Annotated in this window: 18 protein-coding genes; 12 read left to right on the top strand and 6 right to left on the bottom strand. The window is 61.1% G+C overall.

All coding sequences use genetic code 11. The annotated features are described in order from the left end of the window. The coding region (locus BM186_RS08835) for a transposase (protein ID WP_139228007.1) at window positions 1-231 on the top strand (231 nt) is incomplete at its 5' end. 129 nt (window positions 232-360) lie between these two features. Here BM186_RS08835 and acnB read toward each other — a convergent pair. After that, entirely contained in the window at window positions 361-2,976 is a 2,616-nt protein-coding gene (acnB, locus tag BM186_RS08840) for a bifunctional aconitate hydratase 2/2-methylisocitrate dehydratase (RefSeq protein ID WP_394327887.1), read from the bottom strand. A gap of 542 nt (window positions 2,977-3,518) precedes the next feature. Between acnB and BM186_RS08845 the strand changes: the two genes are divergently transcribed. After that, complete coding sequence (locus BM186_RS08845; RefSeq protein WP_074914752.1) at window positions 3,519-3,995, top strand: DUF1289 domain-containing protein; 477 nt, start codon at window positions 3,519-3,521, stop codon at window positions 3,993-3,995. Window positions 3,996-4,095: 100 nt separating this feature from the next. On the opposite strand, the gene BM186_RS08850 is transcribed toward BM186_RS08845, so the two are convergent. Next, window positions 4,096-4,959 (bottom strand): universal stress protein, encoded by an 864-nt coding sequence (locus tag BM186_RS08850; protein WP_072424166.1) that lies wholly within the window; start codon window positions 4,957-4,959, stop codon window positions 4,096-4,098. A gap of 157 nt (window positions 4,960-5,116) precedes the next feature. Between BM186_RS08850 and miaE the strand changes: the two genes are divergently transcribed. Then, complete coding sequence (gene miaE, locus BM186_RS08855; protein ID WP_072424165.1) at window positions 5,117-5,794, top strand: MiaE family protein; 678 nt, start codon at window positions 5,117-5,119, stop codon at window positions 5,792-5,794. A 116-nt stretch (window positions 5,795-5,910) separates the two neighbouring features. On the opposite strand, the gene lpxH is transcribed toward miaE, so the two are convergent. Both lpxH and BM186_RS08865 read right to left on the bottom strand, forming a co-directional pair. Beyond that, complete coding sequence (gene lpxH / locus BM186_RS08860) at window positions 5,911-6,630, bottom strand: UDP-2,3-diacylglucosamine diphosphatase (protein WP_072424164.1); 720 nt, start codon at window positions 6,628-6,630, stop codon at window positions 5,911-5,913. Window positions 6,631-6,634: 4 nt separating this feature from the next. After that, the gene (locus tag BM186_RS08865) at window positions 6,635-7,132 is read right to left on the bottom strand and encodes a peptidylprolyl isomerase (protein WP_074914754.1); all 498 of its coding nucleotides are present in this window, start codon (window positions 7,130-7,132) and stop codon (window positions 6,635-6,637) included. Window positions 7,133-7,292: 160 nt separating this feature from the next. On the opposite strand from BM186_RS08865, the gene BM186_RS08870 reads away from it, so the two are divergent. The 5 genes from BM186_RS08870 (at window position 7,293) to BM186_RS08890 (ending at window position 13,252) form a co-directional block, all read left to right on the top strand. Beyond that, window positions 7,293-8,957: a glutamine--tRNA ligase/YqeY domain fusion protein gene (locus BM186_RS08870; protein ID WP_074914756.1), complete on the top strand. Its 1,665-nt coding sequence runs from the start codon at window positions 7,293-7,295 to the stop codon at window positions 8,955-8,957. Then, window positions 8,957-10,342: a cysteine--tRNA ligase gene (gene cysS / locus BM186_RS08875; RefSeq protein ID WP_074914758.1), complete on the top strand. Its 1,386-nt coding sequence runs from the start codon at window positions 8,957-8,959 to the stop codon at window positions 10,340-10,342. Before BM186_RS08870 ends, cysS begins: the two co-directional genes overlap by 1 nt. Window positions 10,343-10,706: 364 nt before the next feature. Then, window positions 10,707-12,023 carry a branched-chain amino acid transport system II carrier protein gene (gene brnQ / locus BM186_RS08880; protein ID WP_074914760.1) on the top strand — a complete coding sequence of 439 codons (1,317 nt, stop codon included), beginning with the start codon at window positions 10,707-10,709 and terminating at the stop codon, window positions 12,021-12,023. Window positions 12,024-12,128: 105 nt separating this feature from the next. Further along, window positions 12,129-12,863: a DUF599 domain-containing protein gene (locus BM186_RS08885; RefSeq protein WP_074914762.1), complete on the top strand. Its 735-nt coding sequence runs from the start codon at window positions 12,129-12,131 to the stop codon at window positions 12,861-12,863. Continuing rightward, window positions 12,860-13,252 carry an MAPEG family protein gene (locus BM186_RS08890; RefSeq protein ID WP_074914764.1) on the top strand — a complete coding sequence of 131 codons (393 nt, stop codon included), beginning with the start codon at window positions 12,860-12,862 and terminating at the stop codon, window positions 13,250-13,252. Before BM186_RS08885 ends, BM186_RS08890 begins: the two co-directional genes overlap by 4 nt. A gap of 62 nt (window positions 13,253-13,314) precedes the next feature. Here BM186_RS08890 and BM186_RS08895 read toward each other — a convergent pair whose 3' ends face one another. After that, window positions 13,315-13,605, bottom strand: coding sequence for a hypothetical protein (locus tag BM186_RS08895; protein WP_013715391.1), 291 nt, complete (start codon window positions 13,603-13,605; stop codon window positions 13,315-13,317). 143 nt (window positions 13,606-13,748) lie between these two features. Continuing rightward, the gene (locus tag BM186_RS08900; protein ID WP_074914766.1) at window positions 13,749-14,024 is read right to left on the bottom strand and encodes a hypothetical protein; all 276 of its coding nucleotides are present in this window, start codon (window positions 14,022-14,024) and stop codon (window positions 13,749-13,751) included. A gap of 146 nt (window positions 14,025-14,170) precedes the next feature. On the opposite strand from BM186_RS08900, the gene BM186_RS08905 reads away from it, so the two are divergent. From BM186_RS08905 to htpG, 4 genes are all read left to right on the top strand, one after another. Further along, window positions 14,171-14,650, top strand: coding sequence for a PaaI family thioesterase (locus BM186_RS08905; protein WP_072424157.1), 480 nt, complete (start codon window positions 14,171-14,173; stop codon window positions 14,648-14,650). Next, window positions 14,647-15,093, top strand: a complete 447-nt coding sequence (locus tag BM186_RS08910; protein WP_021489256.1) for a PaaI family thioesterase — start codon at window positions 14,647-14,649, stop codon at window positions 15,091-15,093. The genes BM186_RS08905 and BM186_RS08910 overlap by 4 nt, the downstream gene beginning before the upstream one ends. 69 nt (window positions 15,094-15,162) lie before the next feature. Continuing rightward, window positions 15,163-16,410 (top strand): MFS transporter, encoded by a 1,248-nt coding sequence (locus BM186_RS08915; protein ID WP_074914768.1) that lies wholly within the window; start codon window positions 15,163-15,165, stop codon window positions 16,408-16,410. A 259-nt stretch (window positions 16,411-16,669) separates the two neighbouring features. After that, window positions 16,670-18,568 (top strand): molecular chaperone HtpG, encoded by a 1,899-nt coding sequence (gene htpG, locus BM186_RS08920; RefSeq protein ID WP_072424155.1) that lies wholly within the window; start codon window positions 16,670-16,672, stop codon window positions 18,566-18,568. Window positions 18,569-18,605: the final 37 nt, after the last annotated feature.

Here is an 18,605-nt window from a genome sequence, read left to right on the forward strand (position 1 = left end):
GAACGCATGCATCAGCGGATGCAGGTGCATCCAGAGATGATGGTCAGGCGCCGCTCCATCGTCGAACATCCCTTCGGCAACCTGAAGCAATGGATTTTGGGTAATGGTCGCTTCCTGCTCCGACAACTGCAGGGCGCTCGGACGGAAATGGCCCTGGCGGTCAACGCCTACAACCTGAAGCGTGCCATCAATGTGATGGGTGCCCGTCGGTTGATCGAGCTGTTGGGGTAAATCCCGCTTTCCATTTCCATGCTTCAAAAACACCAACGCCCCGAACCAGTCGGGGCGTTGGATTTTTCTGGCGTCAGTGCGTTTTCACACGCTCTGACTAGGCGGGGCTTTTTTTCTACGACGCGTTGATCAGGCCTGAACGACCGGGATCTTGGCGTTCGCCGCCGCTTCGCGGAAGTCGGCGATCTGGTCGAAGCTCAGGTAGCGGTAGATGTCGCCAGCCATGCTGTCGATATCCTTGGCATAGACCATGTACTCCTCGACGGTCGGCAGCTTGCCGAGAATCGAAGCGACCGCTGCCAGTTCGGCAGAGGCCAGGTACACGTTGGCGCCATCGCCCAGACGGTTCGGGAAGTTACGGGTGGAGGTCGACACCACGGTGGAGTTGGCAGCCACACGTGCCTGGTTACCCATGCACAGCGAGCAGCCTGGCATCTCCATACGTGCACCGGCCTTGCCGTAGATACCGTAGTAGCCTTCTTCGGTCAGCTGGTGAGCGTCCATCTTGGTCGGCGGCGACAGCCACAGACGGGTCGGGATACCGCCCTTGACCTTGTCCAGCAGCTTACCGGCAGCGCGGAAGTGGCCGATGTTGGTCATGCACGAGCCGATGAACACTTCGTCGATCTTGTCGCCAGCCACGGTGGACAGCAGGCGGGCGTCGTCCGGGTCGTTCGGGGCGCACAGTACCGGCTCGTTGAGCTGGCTCAGGTCGATCTCGATGACTTCGGCGTACTCGGCGTCCTTGTCGGCCTCCATCAGCACCGGATTGGCCAGCCAGGCTTCCATCGCCTGAGCACGACGCTCCAGGGTACGGGCATCGCCGTAGCCTTCGCTGATCATCCAGCGCAGCAGGGTGATGTTGGACTGCAGGTATTCGGCGATGGCCGATTCCGGCAGTTTGATGGTGCAGCCGGCAGCCGAGCGCTCGGCGGAAGCGTCAGACAGTTCGAACGCCTGCTCGACGGTCAGGTTGTCCAGGCCTTCGATCTCGAGGATGCGGCCGGAGAAGATGTTCTTCTTGCCTTTCTTCTCGACGGTCAGCAGGCCCTTCTGGATGGCGTAGTAGGGGATGGCATGGACCAGGTCACGCAGGGTGATACCCGGTTGCATCTTGCCCTTGAAGCGCACCAGAACCGATTCCGGCATGTCCAGCGGCATGACGCCGGTGGCGGCGGCGAAGGCCACCAAGCCGGAGCCGGCCGGGAAGCTGATACCGATCGGGAAGCGGGTGTGCGAGTCGCCACCGGTGCCGACGGTGTCAGGCAGCAGCATGCGGTTCAGCCAGCTGTGGATGATGCCGTCGCCCGGACGCAGGGACACGCCGCCACGGGTGCGGATGAAATCCGGCAGGGTGTGGTGAGTGGTGACGTCGATCGGCTTCGGATAGGCCGCGGTGTGGCAGAAGGACTGCATCACCAGGTCAGCCGAGAAGCCCAGGCACGCCAGGTCTTTCAGCTCGTCGCGGGTCATCGGGCCGGTGGTGTCCTGGGAACCGACGGTGGTCATCTTCGGTTCGCAGTAGGTGCCCGGACGCACGCCCTCGACGCCGCAGGCCTTGCCGACCATCTTCTGCGCCAGGGTGAAGCCCTTGGTGCTGGCAGCAGGCTGGTCCGGCTTCTTGAACAGGTCGGAGGAGCCAAGGCCCAGCTCGGCACGCGCCTTCTCGGTCAGGCCGCGGCCGACGATCAGCGGGATACGGCCGCCAGCGCGGACTTCGTCGAGCAGTACCGGGGTCTTCAGTTCGAAGGTGGTGATGACGTCGTCGGTGCCGTGCTTGCAGACTTTGCCGGCGTACGGGTAGACATCGATCACGTCGCCCATGTTGATGTTCGATACGTCGAACTCGATCGGCAGGGCGCCGGCATCTTCCATGGTGTTGTAGAAGATCGGGGCGATCTTGGTGCCGAAGCAGAAGCCGCCAGCGCGCTTGTTCGGAACATACGGGATGTCGTCGCCGAAGAACCACAGCACCGAGTTGGTGGCGGACTTACGGGAAGAGCCGGTACCGACCACGTCACCGACGTAGGCGACCGGGAAGCCCTTGGCCTTGATCTCTTCGATCTGCTTCAGCGGGCCGACGGCGCCTTGCTGCTCCGGCACGATGCCGTCGCGAGCCATTTTCAGCATGGCCAGGGCGTGCAGCGGGATGTCAGGGCGCGACCAGGCGTCCGGGGCAGGGGACAGGTCGTCGGTGTTGGTTTCGCCAGGGACCTTGAACACGGCCAGGCTGTATTTCTCGGCGATGGCCGGCTTGTTGGTGAACCACTCGCCATCGGCCCAAGACTGCAGCACGGCCTTGGCGTTGGCATTGCCGGCCTTGGCTTTCTCGGCGACGTCGTGGAAGGCGTCGAACATCAGCAGGGTGTGCTTGAGTTGTTCGGCGGCAACGGTGCCCAGGGTGGCATCGTCCAGCAGCTCGACCATGGTGGCGATGTTGTAGCCGCCCTGCATGGTACCCAACAGCTCGACAGCGCGTTGCTTGCTGATCAGCGGAGAGCTGGCTTCGCCCTTGGCGACGGCAGAGAGGAAACCGGCCTTGACGTAGGCCGCTTCGTCCACGCCTGGCGGTACGCGGTTGGTGATCAGGTCTACGAGGAATTCTTCTTCGCCAGCCGGCGGGTTTTTCAGCAGCTCGACCAGGCCTGCGGTTTGTTCGGCGTTCAGCGGCTGGGGCACGATACCCTGAGCGGCACGCTCTGCTACGTGTTTGCGATAGGCTTCAAGCACAGTTATTACCCTCATCAGTGGTCCCAAAGGGTTGTCCGGGACGCGATCCAGATACTCATGACCAGGCGCTTTTCGACTTTTTGAGCCGATCAACCGAGGTTTCATGAGTCTCTTGTAGAAGCTGCTTTCAAAGTTTTACGCCGGCAGGACGGTTTCTGATGAGGGCTGACGCAGACGCTTGGGGGGACTCCAAGTGGCTGCGTCGCCATCGTACCTGCAGGATCGACTGTGCTCGTGACGCTTTGAAAACAGCTTCCAACGGACATTGGCGCCGTAAAAGGCGGGCCGATTCTAATGGAAAGCGCAGATAAAGTTAAGCCGATGTCCCTGTATCGACAGGCTGCTGAAAAAGGATTGGCAGACAAGCCAAGACCGATGGTGGCCCCGCAAAAATGGTCGAAAAAGCGCAGTTTAGCTGTTCTAAACGAGCATTTTGAGGCCGTTTTTAACGCAGTAGTGCCAACGCAGGTAGTTTTCGGTGGCCTGTCGGCAGGGGTGATCTGGATTAGACAAAGGGCTAAGATGCCAGGCCATTCTGCTGTCTATTCTGTTTTGCCATGTCCAATCAGCGCATCAAGACGCCTTGTGTGGGGCTGTGTTCGACCGTTTACGGCGATGTCGTGTGCCGCGGTTGCAAGCGCTTCCACCATGAGGTGATCAACTGGAACAGCTACAACGATGACGAGAAGCGTGCGGTGTGGACGCGGCTGGAAGTGTTGCTGGTGCAGGTGATGACTGCCAAGATGGAAGTGTTCGACGAGCAGCGCCTGCGCGGGCAACTGGAGCAGCGGCAGATCCGCTTCGTGCCGCAGCAGTCGCCTTATTGCTGGGCCTATCAGCTGATCGCGCGGGGCGCGCGGGTGATCAATCAGCTGGAAGCCTACGGCATGGTGTTGCTGCCCGAGTTTCGCAATTGGGCGCTGCCTGAGCTGCGCGATGCCATCGACAGGGAATTCTTCCTGCTCTCCGAGGCGCATTACGAGCGCTACATTGCGCCGAAGTTCTTGCGCGAAGGGCTGGAGCTCCGCGTATGAGAGGCTATGCCCCGTAGGGTGCGCTGCGCGCACCGCTTCGGGGGCGGCTTCAGCTTCAGTGCCTCGTCAAACCGCTGGTGCGCACGGCGCACCCTACGTCCTAGCGTTGGGCGACGAGTTCTTCGAGATGGGCGATGATTTCGTCCGGCTTGAGCACCAGTACGTCACTTTCCAGTGCGTCGAGTATGACTTCCGCCGTGTTGCCGATCAGCGCGCCGGAAAGCCCGGTGCGCGCGACGGTGCCGATCACCGTGACCGCCGCATCGAGTCGGTGGGCAACCTGTGGAATAACCACGTCGGCCGGGCCTTCGAGTACATGCAGGCGCTCGTCACTGATGTCGTACTCGGCCTGGAAGCTGCGGCACTGCTCGCGGTAGCGTGCCTCGATGGTTTCCTTGAGCTGGAAGGTCGGGTCGGCTGCCGACAGCATGGGTGTCGGATGCGCGGTAGTCACGTGCAGGATACCTTTGGCCAGGCCGGCAATGTCATAGCCATGGCTGATGATCCCGGCATGCAGGGTGCGGTGCTCGCCATCGGCGTTGCCCACGTCCACGGCGGCGAGGATGTTGCCGCCCGTCCAAGGGCGCTCGGTCTTGACCATCAGCACCGGACCCGGGCAGTAGCGCAGCAGCTTCCAGTCCTCCGGGGTGAGCAGGGCCTTTTTCAGTGGGTTGTCCGGTAGATGTTGCTTGATCACCAATCCGCAGCCTTCGGCCTGCTGCACGGCAATGATGGTCTGGTGCGGGTTGTCATGCCAGGACTGCTGGGTGGAAACGCTGAAGCCTTCTTCGCCGAGGGTGCTGCTGAGATCGTTGAGCCAGGCGCTGTGGTCGCCTTTCTTGTCGCAGACCAGCAGGTGCAGATGCGACTGGGTGACTCCCGCTATCAGTTTTGCCCGCTTCAGTGCGAGGCCTTCGGGGTGCTGGGGCTCCATCACCACCAGAATGCTACGGATCGCTTGCATGGTCGTCTCCCTGAGAATGAATAGCGCTTATTCAACTATAGGTGCGTCGTTGCCAGCGGCTTGTTGACCTGCATCAACGGCGTGCTGGTCGTCCGACCTGCCACTCGTATAATGGCCCGCCATTTTCAACCTCGCCAGCACCTAGAGCGCTTCAAATATGATGTCAAATGCCGAGCAAATTCCGACTAACGGTGAGGAACCTGTATCGATTCTGCAGGAAATTCTAGAGTTTCTTGGTGGCGTCGCCACGCCTGATGCCTGGCTGGACGAGGCCCTGCGCCAGCAGGAAATCCTCCTGCTTGACCACCGCAATCTGGAATACAAGGCGGCACAGACGGCCCTGAGCCTGATGGGCCGCTACCTGACCAAGACCGAATTGACCGCGAGAATGTCGCGTTTGGCTCGTGAGGAGCTGGTGCACTTCGAGCAGGTCAGCAAGATCATCCGCGGGCGTGGCATCGAGGTTCGTCATGTTTCTGCCTCGCGCTACGCGGCCGGCCTGCGTGCGCTGCTGCGCGGTGGTGAAGTGGAGCGGCTGGTGGATGTGCTGGTGGTGGGCGCCTTCATCGAGGCGCGCTCCTGCGAACGCTTCGCTGCCCTGGTACCGCGTCTGGATGCCGAACTGGCCAAATTCTACGCCGGGTTGCTGGAGAGCGAAGGGCGCCACTACCGCGGTTATCTCAAGCTTGCCTATCTGTATGGTGATGCTGCCGACGTGGATGCGCGTATCGAGGTGGTGCGCGCGGTGGAGCAGGAACTGATCACTACGCCAGATGAGCAGTTCCGTTTCCATAGTGGCGTGCCTGTAGAAAGCAGCCGCGAAGCGGCCATCTGATGACCCTCTCCCATTTATGGGAGAGGGTGCCCGAAGGGCGGGAGAGGGTGTTGCAGCCTACGCCGCCGCCCTCTCCCCCGGCCCCTCTCCCGCAAGCGGGAGAGGGGAGAAGAGCCCTATAGCTCGAAAGGCGCCTGGTTGAAGCCCTCGTCATCGACCTGCAATGCCCAGCCGTGGCGATCCCAGTCACCCAGGACGATGCGCCGTGCCGCTTGGCCGTTGACTTCCAGCTCATGCACCGCCGGCCTGTGGGTGTGACCATGGATTAGCGTGCGCACGTCATGCGCGGCCATCACCTTGACCACTTCCTCTGGCGTGACGTCGACAATCTCGCTGGCTTTCATTCGCGTCTGCGCGCGGCTTTCATTGCGCAGCTTGCGCGCCAGCTTCTGCCGCGTGCTCAGCGGCAGGTTGCGCAGGATCAGCAGCGACAGCGGATTGCGCAGCCAGCGCCGTAGCTTCATGTAGCCGACATCGAGGGTGCACAGGCTGTCGCCGTGCATCAGCAGCACCGGCTCGCCATTGATCTGCAGCTTATGCGGATCGCTCAGCAGGATGCAGCCCGCTTCACGACAGAAGCGCTTGCCGATGAGAAAGTCGCGATTACCGTGCATCAGATAGATGCGTGTGCCGGCATCACTCAGCTCGCGCAGGGCGCGGGCTATTTCGTGCTGGAAGGGCGTCATGCCGTCGTCGCCGATCCAGACTTCGAAGAAGTCGCCGAGGATGTAAAGCGCCTCGGCCTGGCGCGCGCGGGTGGCGAGAAAAAGCAGAAACGCCCGGGTGATATCCGGGCGTTTCTCTTCGAGGTGCAGATCGGAGATCAGCAGAATCATCGATTTACTCGGCTACGACTTCGGCCTTCTCGATGATCACGTCGTCCACCGGTACGTCCTGGTGGCCGGATTTCATGGTGGTAGCGACGCCCTTGATCTTCTCGACCACGTCCATGCCTTCGACCACTTCACCGAATACGGCGTAGCCCCAGCCCTGAACGGTCGGTGCGCTGTGGTTGAGGAAGGCATTGTCGGCGACGTTGATGAAGAACTGCGCGCTTGCCGAATGCGGCTCCATGGTGCGGGCCATGGCGATGGTGCCGACCTTGTTGGGCACGCCGTTGTTGGCTTCGTTCTTGATCGGTGCGCGGGTCGGCTTCTGCTTCATGCCCGGTTCGAAACCGCCGCCCTGGATCATGAAATTGCCGATCACGCGGTGAAAAATGGTGCCGTCGTAATGGCCTTCCTTCACGTATTGCTCGAAGTTGGCCACGGTTTCCGGGGCCTTGTCGGCGAACAGGTTCAGAGTGATGACGCCGTGGTTGGTGTGCAGTTTGATCATGGTCGTATCCGTGATGAGGCAGGTTCGAGCCAGTGGCCCTGAGGTGAACAGCGCTTGTCAGGGTGTTGTGCACCCTGTCAGGGGCTTGACAGGTTGGTTATGATACGGACTTTGCCCGAAGCGGCCTACCCTGTGCCGCGCCAGTATTGTTAAGGACACCATGAGCAAGCCTACCGTCGAAAAAGCTGCCAACTTCCTGCGCCCCATCGTCCAGGCTGATCTGGACAGCGGCAAGCACGCCAAGATCGTGACCCGCTTTCCGCCGGAGCCCAACGGCTACCTGCACATCGGCCATGCCAAGAGCATCTGTCTGAACTTCGGCCTGGCCGAAGAGTTCGGCGGCCAGTGCAACCTGCGTTTCGACGACACCAACCCGGCCAAGGAAGACCAGGAATACATCGACGCGATCAAGGCCGACGTCGAGTGGCTGGGCTTCAAGTGGGCGGGCGAGGAGCGCTACGCTTCCAACTATTTCGATCAACTGCACGCCTGGGCCATCGAGCTGATCAAGGCCGGCAAGGCCTTCGTCTGCGATCTCAATGCCGAAGAGATGCGCGAATACCGCGGCAGCCTGAACGAGCCGGGCAAGAACAGCCCGTTCCGCGAGCGCTCCGTGGAAGAGAACCTCGACCTGTTCGCCCGCATGAAAGCCGGTGAGTTCCCGGATGGTGCCCGTTCGCTGCGCGCCAAGATCGACATGGCCTCGCCGAACATCAATCTGCGTGACCCGATCCTCTACCGCATCCGCCACGCCCATCACCACCAGACCGGCGACAAGTGGTGCATCTACCCGAGCTACGACTTCACCCACGGCCAGTCGGACGCCATCGAAGGCATCACCCACTCCATCTGCACTCTGGAGTTCGAAGATCACCGCCCGCTGTACGAGTGGTTCCTGGCCAACCTGCCGGTACCGGCGCAGCCGCGCCAGTACGAATTTGCCCGGCTGAATCTGAACTACACCATCACCAGCAAGCGCAAGCTCAAGCAACTGGTGGACGAGAAGCACGTCAACGGTTGGGATGACCCGCGCATGTCGACGCTGTCCGGCTATCGCCGCCGTGGCTATACCCCGGCGTCGATCCGTGCGTTCTGCGACATGATTGGTGTCAATCGCGCCGGTGGCCTGGTGGATATCGGCATGCTGGAATTCGCCATCCGCGATGATCTGGACGCCAACGCCGCGCGCGCCATGTGCGTGCTCAAGCCGCTGAAGGTGGTGATCACCAACTATCCGCAAGGCAAGGTCGAGAATCTGGAGCTGGCGCGCCATCCCAAGCAGGACATCGGCACCCGCGTGTTGCCGTTCTCTCGCGAGATCTACATCGACGCCAGCGACTTCGAGGAAACCCCGCCGGACGGCTTCAAGCGCCTGATCCCTGGTGGTGAAGTGCGCCTGCGTGGCAGCTACGTGATCCGCGCCGACGAAGCCGTCAAGGACACCGCCGGCAACATCGTCGAGCTGCGCTGCTCCTATGACGAGAACACCCTGGGCAAGAACCCGGAAGGCCGTAAGGTCAAGGGCGTGATCCACTGGGTGCCTGCGGCTGAGAGCGTTGAGTGCGAAGTGCGCCTGTATGATCGCCTGTTCCGCTCGGCCAATCCGGAGAAGAGCGAAGAGGGCGGCAGCTTCCTCGACAACATCAACCCGGAGTCCCTGGTGGTGCTGACCGGTTGCCGCGCCGAGCCGTCGCTGGCTCAGGCCACTGCCGATGATCGCTTCCAGTTCGAACGCGAAGGTTATTTCTGCCTGGACAAGGATTCGACCGCCGGCGCCCTGGTTTTCAACCGCACCGTGACCCTGCGCGATTCCTGGGGGCAGTAATGGCACTGTCGATCTACAACACCCTGAGCAAGGTCAAGGAAGCGTTCAAACCGCTGGAAGGCAATCACGTGCGCATGTACGTGTGTGGCATGACCGTCTATGACTTCTGCCATATCGGCCACGCCCGCGTGATGGTTGCCTTCGACGTGGTCACCCGCTGGCTGCGTCAGCGCGGCTATGACGTGACCTACGTGCGCAATATCACCGACATCGACGACAAGATCATCCGTCGCGCCAACGAAAACGGCGAATCGTTCGAGGTGCTGGTCGAGCGCATGATCGCGGCGATGCATCAGGACGAGGCGCGCCTGTCCGTGCTGCGCCCGGACATCGAGCCGCGCGCCACCGGCCATATCGCCGGCATGCACCAGATGATCCAGACCCTGATCGACAAGGGGTACGCCTATGCGCCGGGCAATGGAGACGTGTACTACCGCGTCACCCGGTTCGAGACCTACGGCAAGCTGTCGCGCCGCAAGATCGACGAGCTGAAGATCGGCGCGCGTATCGAGGTCGACGAAATCAAGGAAGACCCACTGGACTTCGTCCTGTGGAAGGCGGCCAAACCGGGCGAACCGAGCTGGGACTCGCCTTGGGGCAAGGGCCGTCCGGGCTGGCATATCGAGTGCTCGGTGATGTCCACCTGCTGCCTCGGTGAGACCTTCGACATCCACGGAGGCGGCCCGGATCTGGTATTCCCGCACCACGAGAACGAGATCGCGCAGAGCGAGGCGGCCACTGGCAAGCAGTATGCCAACGCCTGGATGCACGCTGGTGCAGTGCGCGTGGATGGCGAGAAAATGTCCAAGAGCCTGGGCAACTTCTTCACCATCCGCGAGGTGCTGGAGAAGTACCACCCGGAGGTGGTGCGCTACCTGCTGGTGTCCAGCCACTACCGCAGCCCGATCAATTACTCCGAAGAGAGCCTCAAGGAAGCCAAGGGCGCCCTGGAGCGTTTCTACAACGGCCTGAAAGGTTTGCCTGATGCTGCACCTGCCGGTGGCGAGGCCTTCGTCGAACGCTTCGGTGCGGCGATGGACGACGATTTCAACTCGCCGGAAGCCTGCGCGGTGTTATTCGAGATGATTCGTGAGGTCAACCGCCTGCGCGAATCCGATGTGCAGGCCGCTGCCGGGCTGGCCGCTCAGCTCAAGCAACTGGCCAGCGTGCTGGGCGTGCTGCAACTCGAACCCGAGGCTTTCCTGCAGGCCGGTGCCGCCGGCAAGGTCGATGCGGCTGAGGTCGATGCACTGATCGAAGCGCGTCTGCAGGCCCGTGCCGACAAGAACTGGGCGGAATCCGACCGTATCCGCGACCAGCTCACTGCCATGGGCGTGGTGCTGGAAGACGGTAAGGGCGGCACCACCTGGCGCCTGGCCGAGTAAGCCTGGCGCTCAACGACAAAGGCCGCTCTCGAGCGGCCTTTTTCATTTTTCGGTTTCTCTTGCAGTGGGAGCGGGCTGCCGAGTCCTATAAGGGGCGGTCCAGGTAGGAAGCGAAAGTGTGGCGGTCAGATTTCTCATAACTTTTGCCGATGCGACAGTCAGTTACGCCAGTTCGACAGCTCGTCCGCCAACTGTGCTGCTGACGGGCGCTTTTCGTTAGTATGCGCGCCTTGTCGTGTCCGTGGCGCCACAAGCGCCTGGCGATGCCTGCAGTGGTTCGAGCCAAACGCTCGGGCGACGTTTCCCCGATCCCTCAAGGAAACCCCCGCAACTCTTCGATTTCCTGCTTGTGGTATTTCCCTTTATGACTCGTTTGAAAGGCTCAGACCTCCTGGCTCTCGGCTTCATGACATTTGCGTTGTTTCTGGGCGCAGGCAATATCATCTTCCCGCCCAGTGCTGGTCTTGCCGCCGGGGAGAATCTGCTTCCCGCAGCACTCGGCTTCCTGCTGACCGGTGTCGGCTTGCCGCTATTGACTGTGGTTGCCCTGGCCCGGGTGGGCGGCGGTATGGACCTGCTCACTGCTCCCCTGGGTAAGGTGGCGGGTGCAATCCTCGCGGTAGCGGTTTACCTGGCTATCGGCCCGCTGTTCGCCACGCCGCGTACTGCTGTGGTGTCCTTCGAGATGGGTATTGCGCCATTCACCGGTAACGAAGGTGCGCCGCTATTGATTTATACCCTGGTGTATTTCGTGGCCGTGCTGTTCCTCTCGCTCAATCCCGGTCAACTGGTGGACCGTATCGGTAAGTTCATCACGCCGGTACTGCTGGCTGCACTGCTGGTGCTGGGCGGCGCTGCGCTGTTCGCGCCAGCTGGCGAGATTGGCGTGGTAGCCGACAGCTACCGCGAGGCGCCGCTGGTGCAGGGCTTCCTGCAGGGCTACCTGACCATGGACACCCTGGGCGCACTGGTGTTCGGCATCGTGATCGCCAGCGCCATTCGCGATCGTGGTGTCAGCGACGCCGGCCTTATCACGCGTTATTCGGTAATCGCCGGCGTTATCGCGGCCATCGGTCTGTCACTGGTGTATCTGGCGCTGTTCTATCTCGGCGCTACCAGCCAAGGCATTGCGGGTGATGCGCAAAATGGCGTGCAGGTGCTGACCACCTACGTGCAGCACACCTTCGGCACTGCCGGCAGCCTGCTGCTGGCCGTTGTCATCACTTTGGCCTGTATGACCACCGCGGTTGGCCTGTTGACGGCCTGTGGCGAGTTCTTCAGCAAATTGCTGCCGGTTTCCTACCGCAGCGTGGTGATTCTGTTCGGTGTGTTCAGTCTGGTGGTGGCCAATCAGGGCCTGACTCAACTGATCAGCTTCTCGATTCCGGTTCTGGTGGGCCTGTATCCGCTGGCTATCGTGCTGGTCGCCCTGAGCCTGGCCAACCGCCTGTGGGTTTCCCAGTCACTGGTGTTCGTGCCGGTGATGGCCGTTACGCTGGTATTCGGCGTTGCCGACGGTGTTGCCGCGACCCCCTGGGCCGACAAGGTTCCAGCCTGGTTCGGGCAACTGCCTCTGGCCGGCCAGAGTCTGGGCTGGTTGCTGCCGGTGGCGGTGACACTGGTTCTGGTGGTGGTTATCGACCGCATTCTGGGCCTGCGTCAGAACGCCACCACTGCGTAAGACGCGCTCGAAACAAAACAAGGCTGCCCACGAGGCGGCCTTTTTTGTCGAACAAGAAAACAGGCAGCCTGGCTATAATCCGCAGCAGTCTTACAAGGAGTTGGCATGCTCAACAGCTATCCGTACCTGCCTCATTTCCTGGCCGCTCTCTGGTTCGTTGTATGCTGGGGCGGCTACACCCGCTATGCCTCCCTGAAGGCACGAACCACGCCCTGTCTGGCCAGCGTCCTGCACTTGTATCGTGAAGACTGGATGCGCCGCATGCTGCTTCGCGACAATCGCATTGCCGACGCCAACGTGATTGGCAACCTCGAACGCAACGCCTCGTTCTTCGCTTCCAGCACGCTGATTATCCTCGCTGGTATCCTCACCGTGCTCGGCGCCTCCGATCGTGCCCTGTCGCTGCTGGCCGACATTCCCTTCGTGCAACAGGCCAGCCGTGGGCTATCCGAGATCAAGCTGCTGTGCCTGGGCATCATCTTCGTTTATGCCTTCTTCACCTTCAGCTGGTGCATGCGCCAGTACAACTTCGCAGCGGTGCTGGTGGGCTCGGCGCCGATGGTGGGGGAGCGGCATGTCACCGAGCAGGAGCGCAAGGCTTTCGCAGAGCGCACAGCGCGGGTGATCTCGATGGCCGCCAACCAGTTCAACTTCGGTTTGCGCGCCTACTATTTCGGTATGGCAACCCTGGCCTGGTTCATCAACCCCTGGTTCTTCATGCTGGTGACTGCTGGCGTGGTCGTGGTGCTGTATCGCCGCGAGTTCCATTCGGATGTGCTGGAAGTGATGGTGTATACCCCAACGCCGGCCGCCGAGGTGGCCAAGGAGAAGAGTGAATGAGCCTGCCGTTCTGGTGTGTCTTCATCAGCGCCTTGTTGATCTTCATCGCCAAGGCCCCGGTGGCCAAGGCCATGGCCGAGGAGGGCGGTGGTCGTTATGACAACCATCACCCGCGTGCCCAGCAGGCGCGTCTGACGGGGTTCGGCGCGCGTGCCCTGGCGGCGCATTTGAATAGTATCGAGGCCTTCCCGCTGTTCGCGACAGGTGTGCTGATGGCGCACACTACGCAGACCTACGGCTTTCTGATCGATATGCTGGCCGTCACCTTCGTCGTCAGCCGGGTGCTGTATCTGCTGTTCTATTGGTGGGATCTGCACTGGCTGCGCAGTCTGGTATGGGTGGTGGGCCTGGCTTGTAGCCTGCTACTGATGATCAGCCCGGCGCTGTAAACGGCGCTGGCAGAAACGACAAGGCCCGCTTCGAGCGGGCCTTGTCATTCCAGCGAAGGGGCTTATCGGCCTTCGACCGCGTCACCGATCTCGTCACCGGCATTGTCGATCGCATCGGCAGCGTCGTCGGCCGCATCCTCGATCTTCTCACCTGTGGTGGGTTCGGTGCCCATCACTTCATCGGTTTTCTGTTCGATGGCTTCACCGGCTTGTTCGGCCGCTTCACCCATGGACTCGGCCGCTTCGGAAACGGACTCTTTGGCGGACTCCATCTTGTCTTCAGGGGATTGTTCACAGGCCGCCAGGCCTAGCATGGCCGCGAGCAGCAGGGCATAGGTAAATGGTTTTTGCACGGTTACATCTCCATGTGTGATGCGGATGATGGCGTGTGGCGTCATCCGTGCAACTTGGAGCGAACAAGCGAAGCGAAGTTCCGAAGCGCTGAAAAAACCAAGCCCGTGCAAGGGGCACGGGCTTGGCGGTGAAACAGGGCGGATTACTGGTTGGCTGGTTCGGCCGGTGCGGTAGAGGGAGTAGCCGGCTGTTCCGATTCGTTTTCGGGGGCTGGCATCGGCTCCGGAGTTTGTTGGCGCTGCTCCTCGGCACGTTCCTGAGCCGCTTCGTTGCGCTCCTCGGCCGCTTCGTTCATCGACTCTTGCGCCTCGGACTGCGCTTCGCGGGCATCTTCGGCGGCATTCTCGGAGGGCTTGTCGCACGCGGCGAGACCCAGCGTGGCGGCCAGCATGACGGCATAAGCGAGTGTTTTCTGCATGTTGTTCTCCTTGGAAAAATGCCAGTACATTTTTTCGAAAGAGCAGCGCGTCATAAGTTCACTGTCATTGTGTTCGGCAAGCCGTGCCGCGTCTGCTGCCTGGCGCTATCATGCGCGACCTTGCATCGCCATCACGAGTTACGAGGATGATCAGTTCCCCAGTTCTGGAGCGCGCCCAGCGCTTTCTATCGGCCTTGCGCCACTGCCAGGTGCTTGGCATGCAGGTGCATGAGGCCAGCGCCGAGGGCCTGACCCTGCGCCTTCCCTACAGCCTGCACATCGTCGGTAACCCGGACACCGGTGTGATCCACGGTGGCGCCATTACCACGCTGATGGACACCACCTGCGGTATCTCCACGGTGTGCGTGCTGCCGGAGTTCGAAATATGCCCGACCCTGGATTTGCGCATCGATTACATGCACCCGGCCGAGCCCGGCAAGGACGTCTTTGGCTTCGCCGAGTGTTATCGGGTCACGCCCAACATTATCTTCACGCGCGGCTATGCCTATCAGGATGACCCCGAGCAGCCGATTGCCCACGTGGTCGGCGCCTTCATGCGCATGGGCAAGTCGGTACAGGGCGGCGGTGAGCTGAAGCGCAACATCCAGCAAGGCGGTGGTGCATGAGCGAGCTGAGTCTGGAGCAACTGGTAGCGCGTGCGCACCAGCAGAACGATTATGACCCGCTGATCAATCTGATCCCCTACGCCAAGCTGCTGGGCATCGAATGCCTGCGTCTGGGCGACGACATGGTCTTTCGTCTGCCAGCCAACCGCGACTGTATCGGTAACCCGGTACTACCGGCGCTGCATGGCGGCGTAATCGCCGGTTTCATGGAGCATGCAGCCATGCTTCATCTATTGATGTTCATGGGCATTCCACATTTGCCCAAAATCATCGACTTCTCGATAGATTACCTGCGCGCCGGCCATTATCGTGATACCTATGCGCAGTGCCAGGTCTGGCGGCAGGGGCGTCGGGTGGCCAACGTGGCGATCACCGCCTGGCAGACCAAACAAACCGAACCGATTGCCACCGCCCGTGCCCACTTCAAGGTCGATGAGCCCTGAGTCGTTGAGACTTGCCCGGCAATTGGAGCGGATCGGCAGCGCAGCGAAATCATGACAAGGACCCTGTAGATGGATGCGTTGCTGATAATTGGTGGCCTGGTGCTGATGCTCGCCGGTCTGGTATGGCTGGTCATGCGGGCGTTCGCCACCAGCCTGTTGTGGGGCTGGGGCAGTCTGATCCCACCGATCACCTTGATCTACATCATGCGCCACTGGCGGCGAGCGCGTAGCGCGGTCACGCTCATCGGGCTTGGCGTCATCCCGCTGGTGGTGGGCTTGACCTTGCTGGCCAGCAAGGATGCCGAGCGTCTGGCGGCGATCGTCCGTCTGGACTGGTTGAAGCCCGAGGTGCAGGTGCCGGCAGAGCTGGCCATCAATCTGGATGGTGAGCTAAACGGCCAGCCATTTCGCCCGCAGCAGGGTGAACTGATCGATGGTGTGTTGGTGCTGCGCGAGGGCCTGGATTTCTTCGCCCTGCGCGAACTGAGTATCCGCCTACCGCAGCCAGTCGAGGGTCCTGTACGTATCGACGTGCTACCCCAGGACAGCGGTAACCTGCCAGAGGTCGAGCTCAGCTGGCTGTTACCGGAGCAGGACCTGCCCGAGGCGCGTCGCCTGAGCCGTGGCTACACCCTGCATCTGGACCTGCAACCGCAGGAACCGAATCGACTGGTCGGTGATTTCCATCTGGTCATGCCGCCACGCTTCAAGACCAGCCTGAGTGGTCGGGTCGAGCTGTACCGTGATCGCCTGCGCTATGTGGATGGTAAAGTCGATACCCGGTACGACTCGAATGACACCATCGCCCATCTCCTGCAGGACTATCTGCAACGGCGTTTCGCTACGCGCGACGTGCGCGAGTTGAAACTGCCGGTGTTCACCTTCGAGGGCGATACCCTGGAGTTGCAGGTTGACGCGCAGATTGATGGGCGTAACGAGCGCTTGCCAATTCGTTTGCACAAGCGCGCTGAGCAAGGCTGGGTGGTGGAGGGCGATCGCTTCCCGGCATTGCCCTCCGTTGCGGTCAAGCAACCGGTACAACAAATTGAAGCGACTGCCGTCGAGGAGCGCCTGAGTCGTCCGGTCGACCGACGTCAGCGTTTCAGCCTGGCGCGCTTGCAGCGTAACCCGGAGCAGTACCGCAACCTCAGCATGCGCCTGAGCCGCGCCAGTGGCGGCACGGTGGAGGGGCGTTTCGTCGGTGTCGATGACGATGGCAGCATTCGCCTCAGTCAACAGATGGGCAGTGGCGGCGGCCAGGCCAGCTTCAGTTTCAAACCGGAAGAAATCGGTCGCCTGGAACTGCTGGAGCCGTAGCAACGGTTTTCTGCTAAGCCCTTGAAATCTATCTTGCTGGCCCCATCTGTAGGTCATCGCCGCATGGGGGCTTCTAAAAACGTAGGCGAGGCAGCCAGCGCAAGGCAAAAACAGGCGAAAAAGCGGAGTTTACGAGTTGTAAATGAGCATTTTGATCGGACTCGCGCACGAGGCTGTTTTTAACGCAGCGATGGCAACGCAGGTAGTTTTTAGAGGTACCCCATAGCGGTTCCTGTCCTACAGATGGAGTTAGCAGACCATGAGTGTGGAAACTCAAAAAGAAACCCTGGGCTTCCAGACCGAGGTGAAGCAACTGCTTCACCTGATGATCCATTCCCTGTACTCGAACAAGGAAATCTTCCTGCGCGAGTTGATCTCCAACGCTTCAGACGCCGCTGACAAGCTGCGTTTCGAAGCGCTGGCCAAGCCGGAGCTTCTCGAAGGTGGCGCCGAACTGAAGATCCGCCTGTCCTTCGACAAGGATGCCAAGACCGTCACCCTCGAAGACAACGGCATCGGTATGAGCCGCGAGGAGGTCATCGCGCACCTGGGCACCATCGCCAAGTCCGGCACTGCCGACTTCCTGAAAAATCTCTCCGGCGATCAGAAGAAGGATTCGCACCTGATCGGCCAGTTCGGTGTGGGCTTCTATTCGGCCTTCATCGTCGCCGACGAGGTCGAAGTGTTCAGCCGCCGTGCCGGTAGCCCGGCCAGCGAAGGCGTGCATTGGTCATCCAAAGGTGAAGGCGAGTTCGAAGTCGCCACCGTCGAGAAAGCCGAGCGTGGTACCCGCATCGTTCTGCATCTGAAGAGCGGTGAAGAGGAGTTCGCCGATGGCTGGCGCCTGCGCAACATCGTCAAGAAGTACTCCGACCATATCGCGCTGCCCATCGAGTTGCCGAAGGAGCATCACGGTGAAGACAAGCCGGCCGAAGTCGAGTGGGAAACCGTCAACCGCGCCAGCGCCCTGTGGACCCGTCCGCGTACCGAGATCAAGGACGAGGAGTACCAGGAGTTCTACAAGCACGTCGGCCATGACTTCGAGAACCCGCTGAGCTGGAGCCACAACAAGGTCGAAGGCAAGCTGGAGTACACCTCGCTGCTCTACGTACCGGGGCGTGCGCCGTTCGACCTGTACCACCGCGAAGCGCCCAAGGGCCTCAAGCTCTACGTGCAGCGCGTATTCATCATGGATCAGGCCGATCAGTTCCTGCCGTTGTACCTGCGCTTCATCAAAGGTGTGGTCGACTCCAACGACCTGTCGCTGAACGTTTCCCGCGAGATCCTGCAGTCCGGCCCGGTCATCGACTCGATGAAGTCGGCTCTGACCAAGCGCGTGCTGGACATGCTGGAGAAGCTGGCCAAGGACAAGCCGGACGACTACAAGACCTTCTGGAAGGCCTTTGGCCAGGTGCTCAAGGAAGGCCCGGCAGAAGACTTCGCCAACAAGGAAAAGATCGCCGGCCTGTTGCGTTTCGCCTCCACCGCTGGCGAAGGCGACGAGCAATCGGTTTCGCTGGCTGACTACCTGGGCCGCATCAAGGAAGGTCAGGATAAGATCTACTTCCTCACTGGTGAAAGCTACGCGCAGATCAAGAACAGCCCGCACCTTGAAGTCTTCCGCAAGAAGGGCATCGAAGTGCTGCTGCTCACCGACCGCATCGACGAGTGGCTGATGAGCTACCTGACCGAGTTCGACGGCAAGCAGTTCGTCGACGTGGCCCGTGGCGACCTGGACCTGGGCACGTTGGACTCCGAAGAAGACAAGAAGGCCCAGGAAGAAGTTGCCAAGGCCAAGGAGGGGTTGATCGAACGCCTCAAGGGTGCGCTGGGCGAGCAGGTCGCCGAGGTTCGCGTTTCTCATCGACTGACCGACTCGCCGGCGATTCTCGCCATCGGTGAGCAGGATCTCGGTCTGCAGATGCGCCAGATTCTCGAGGCCAGCGGGCAGAAGGTTCCGGATGCCAAGCCGATCTTCGAGTTCAACCCCGCGCATCCGCTGATCGAGCGTCTGGATGCCGAGCCGGACGAGGACCGTTTCACCGATCTGTCGCACATTCTCTTCGATCAAGCCGCGTTGGCCGCTGGTGACAGCCTGAAAGATCCTGCCGCTTACGTGCAGCGTCTGAACAAGTTGTTGGTGGAACTTTCTGCCTGACAGGTCAGGTATTGGAACAAGCCCGCTTCGGCGGGCT

The sequence above is a fragment of the Ectopseudomonas toyotomiensis genome, from assembly GCF_900115695.1.
GTDB classification, from domain to species: Bacteria; Pseudomonadota; Gammaproteobacteria; order Pseudomonadales; family Pseudomonadaceae; genus Aquipseudomonas; species Aquipseudomonas toyotomiensis.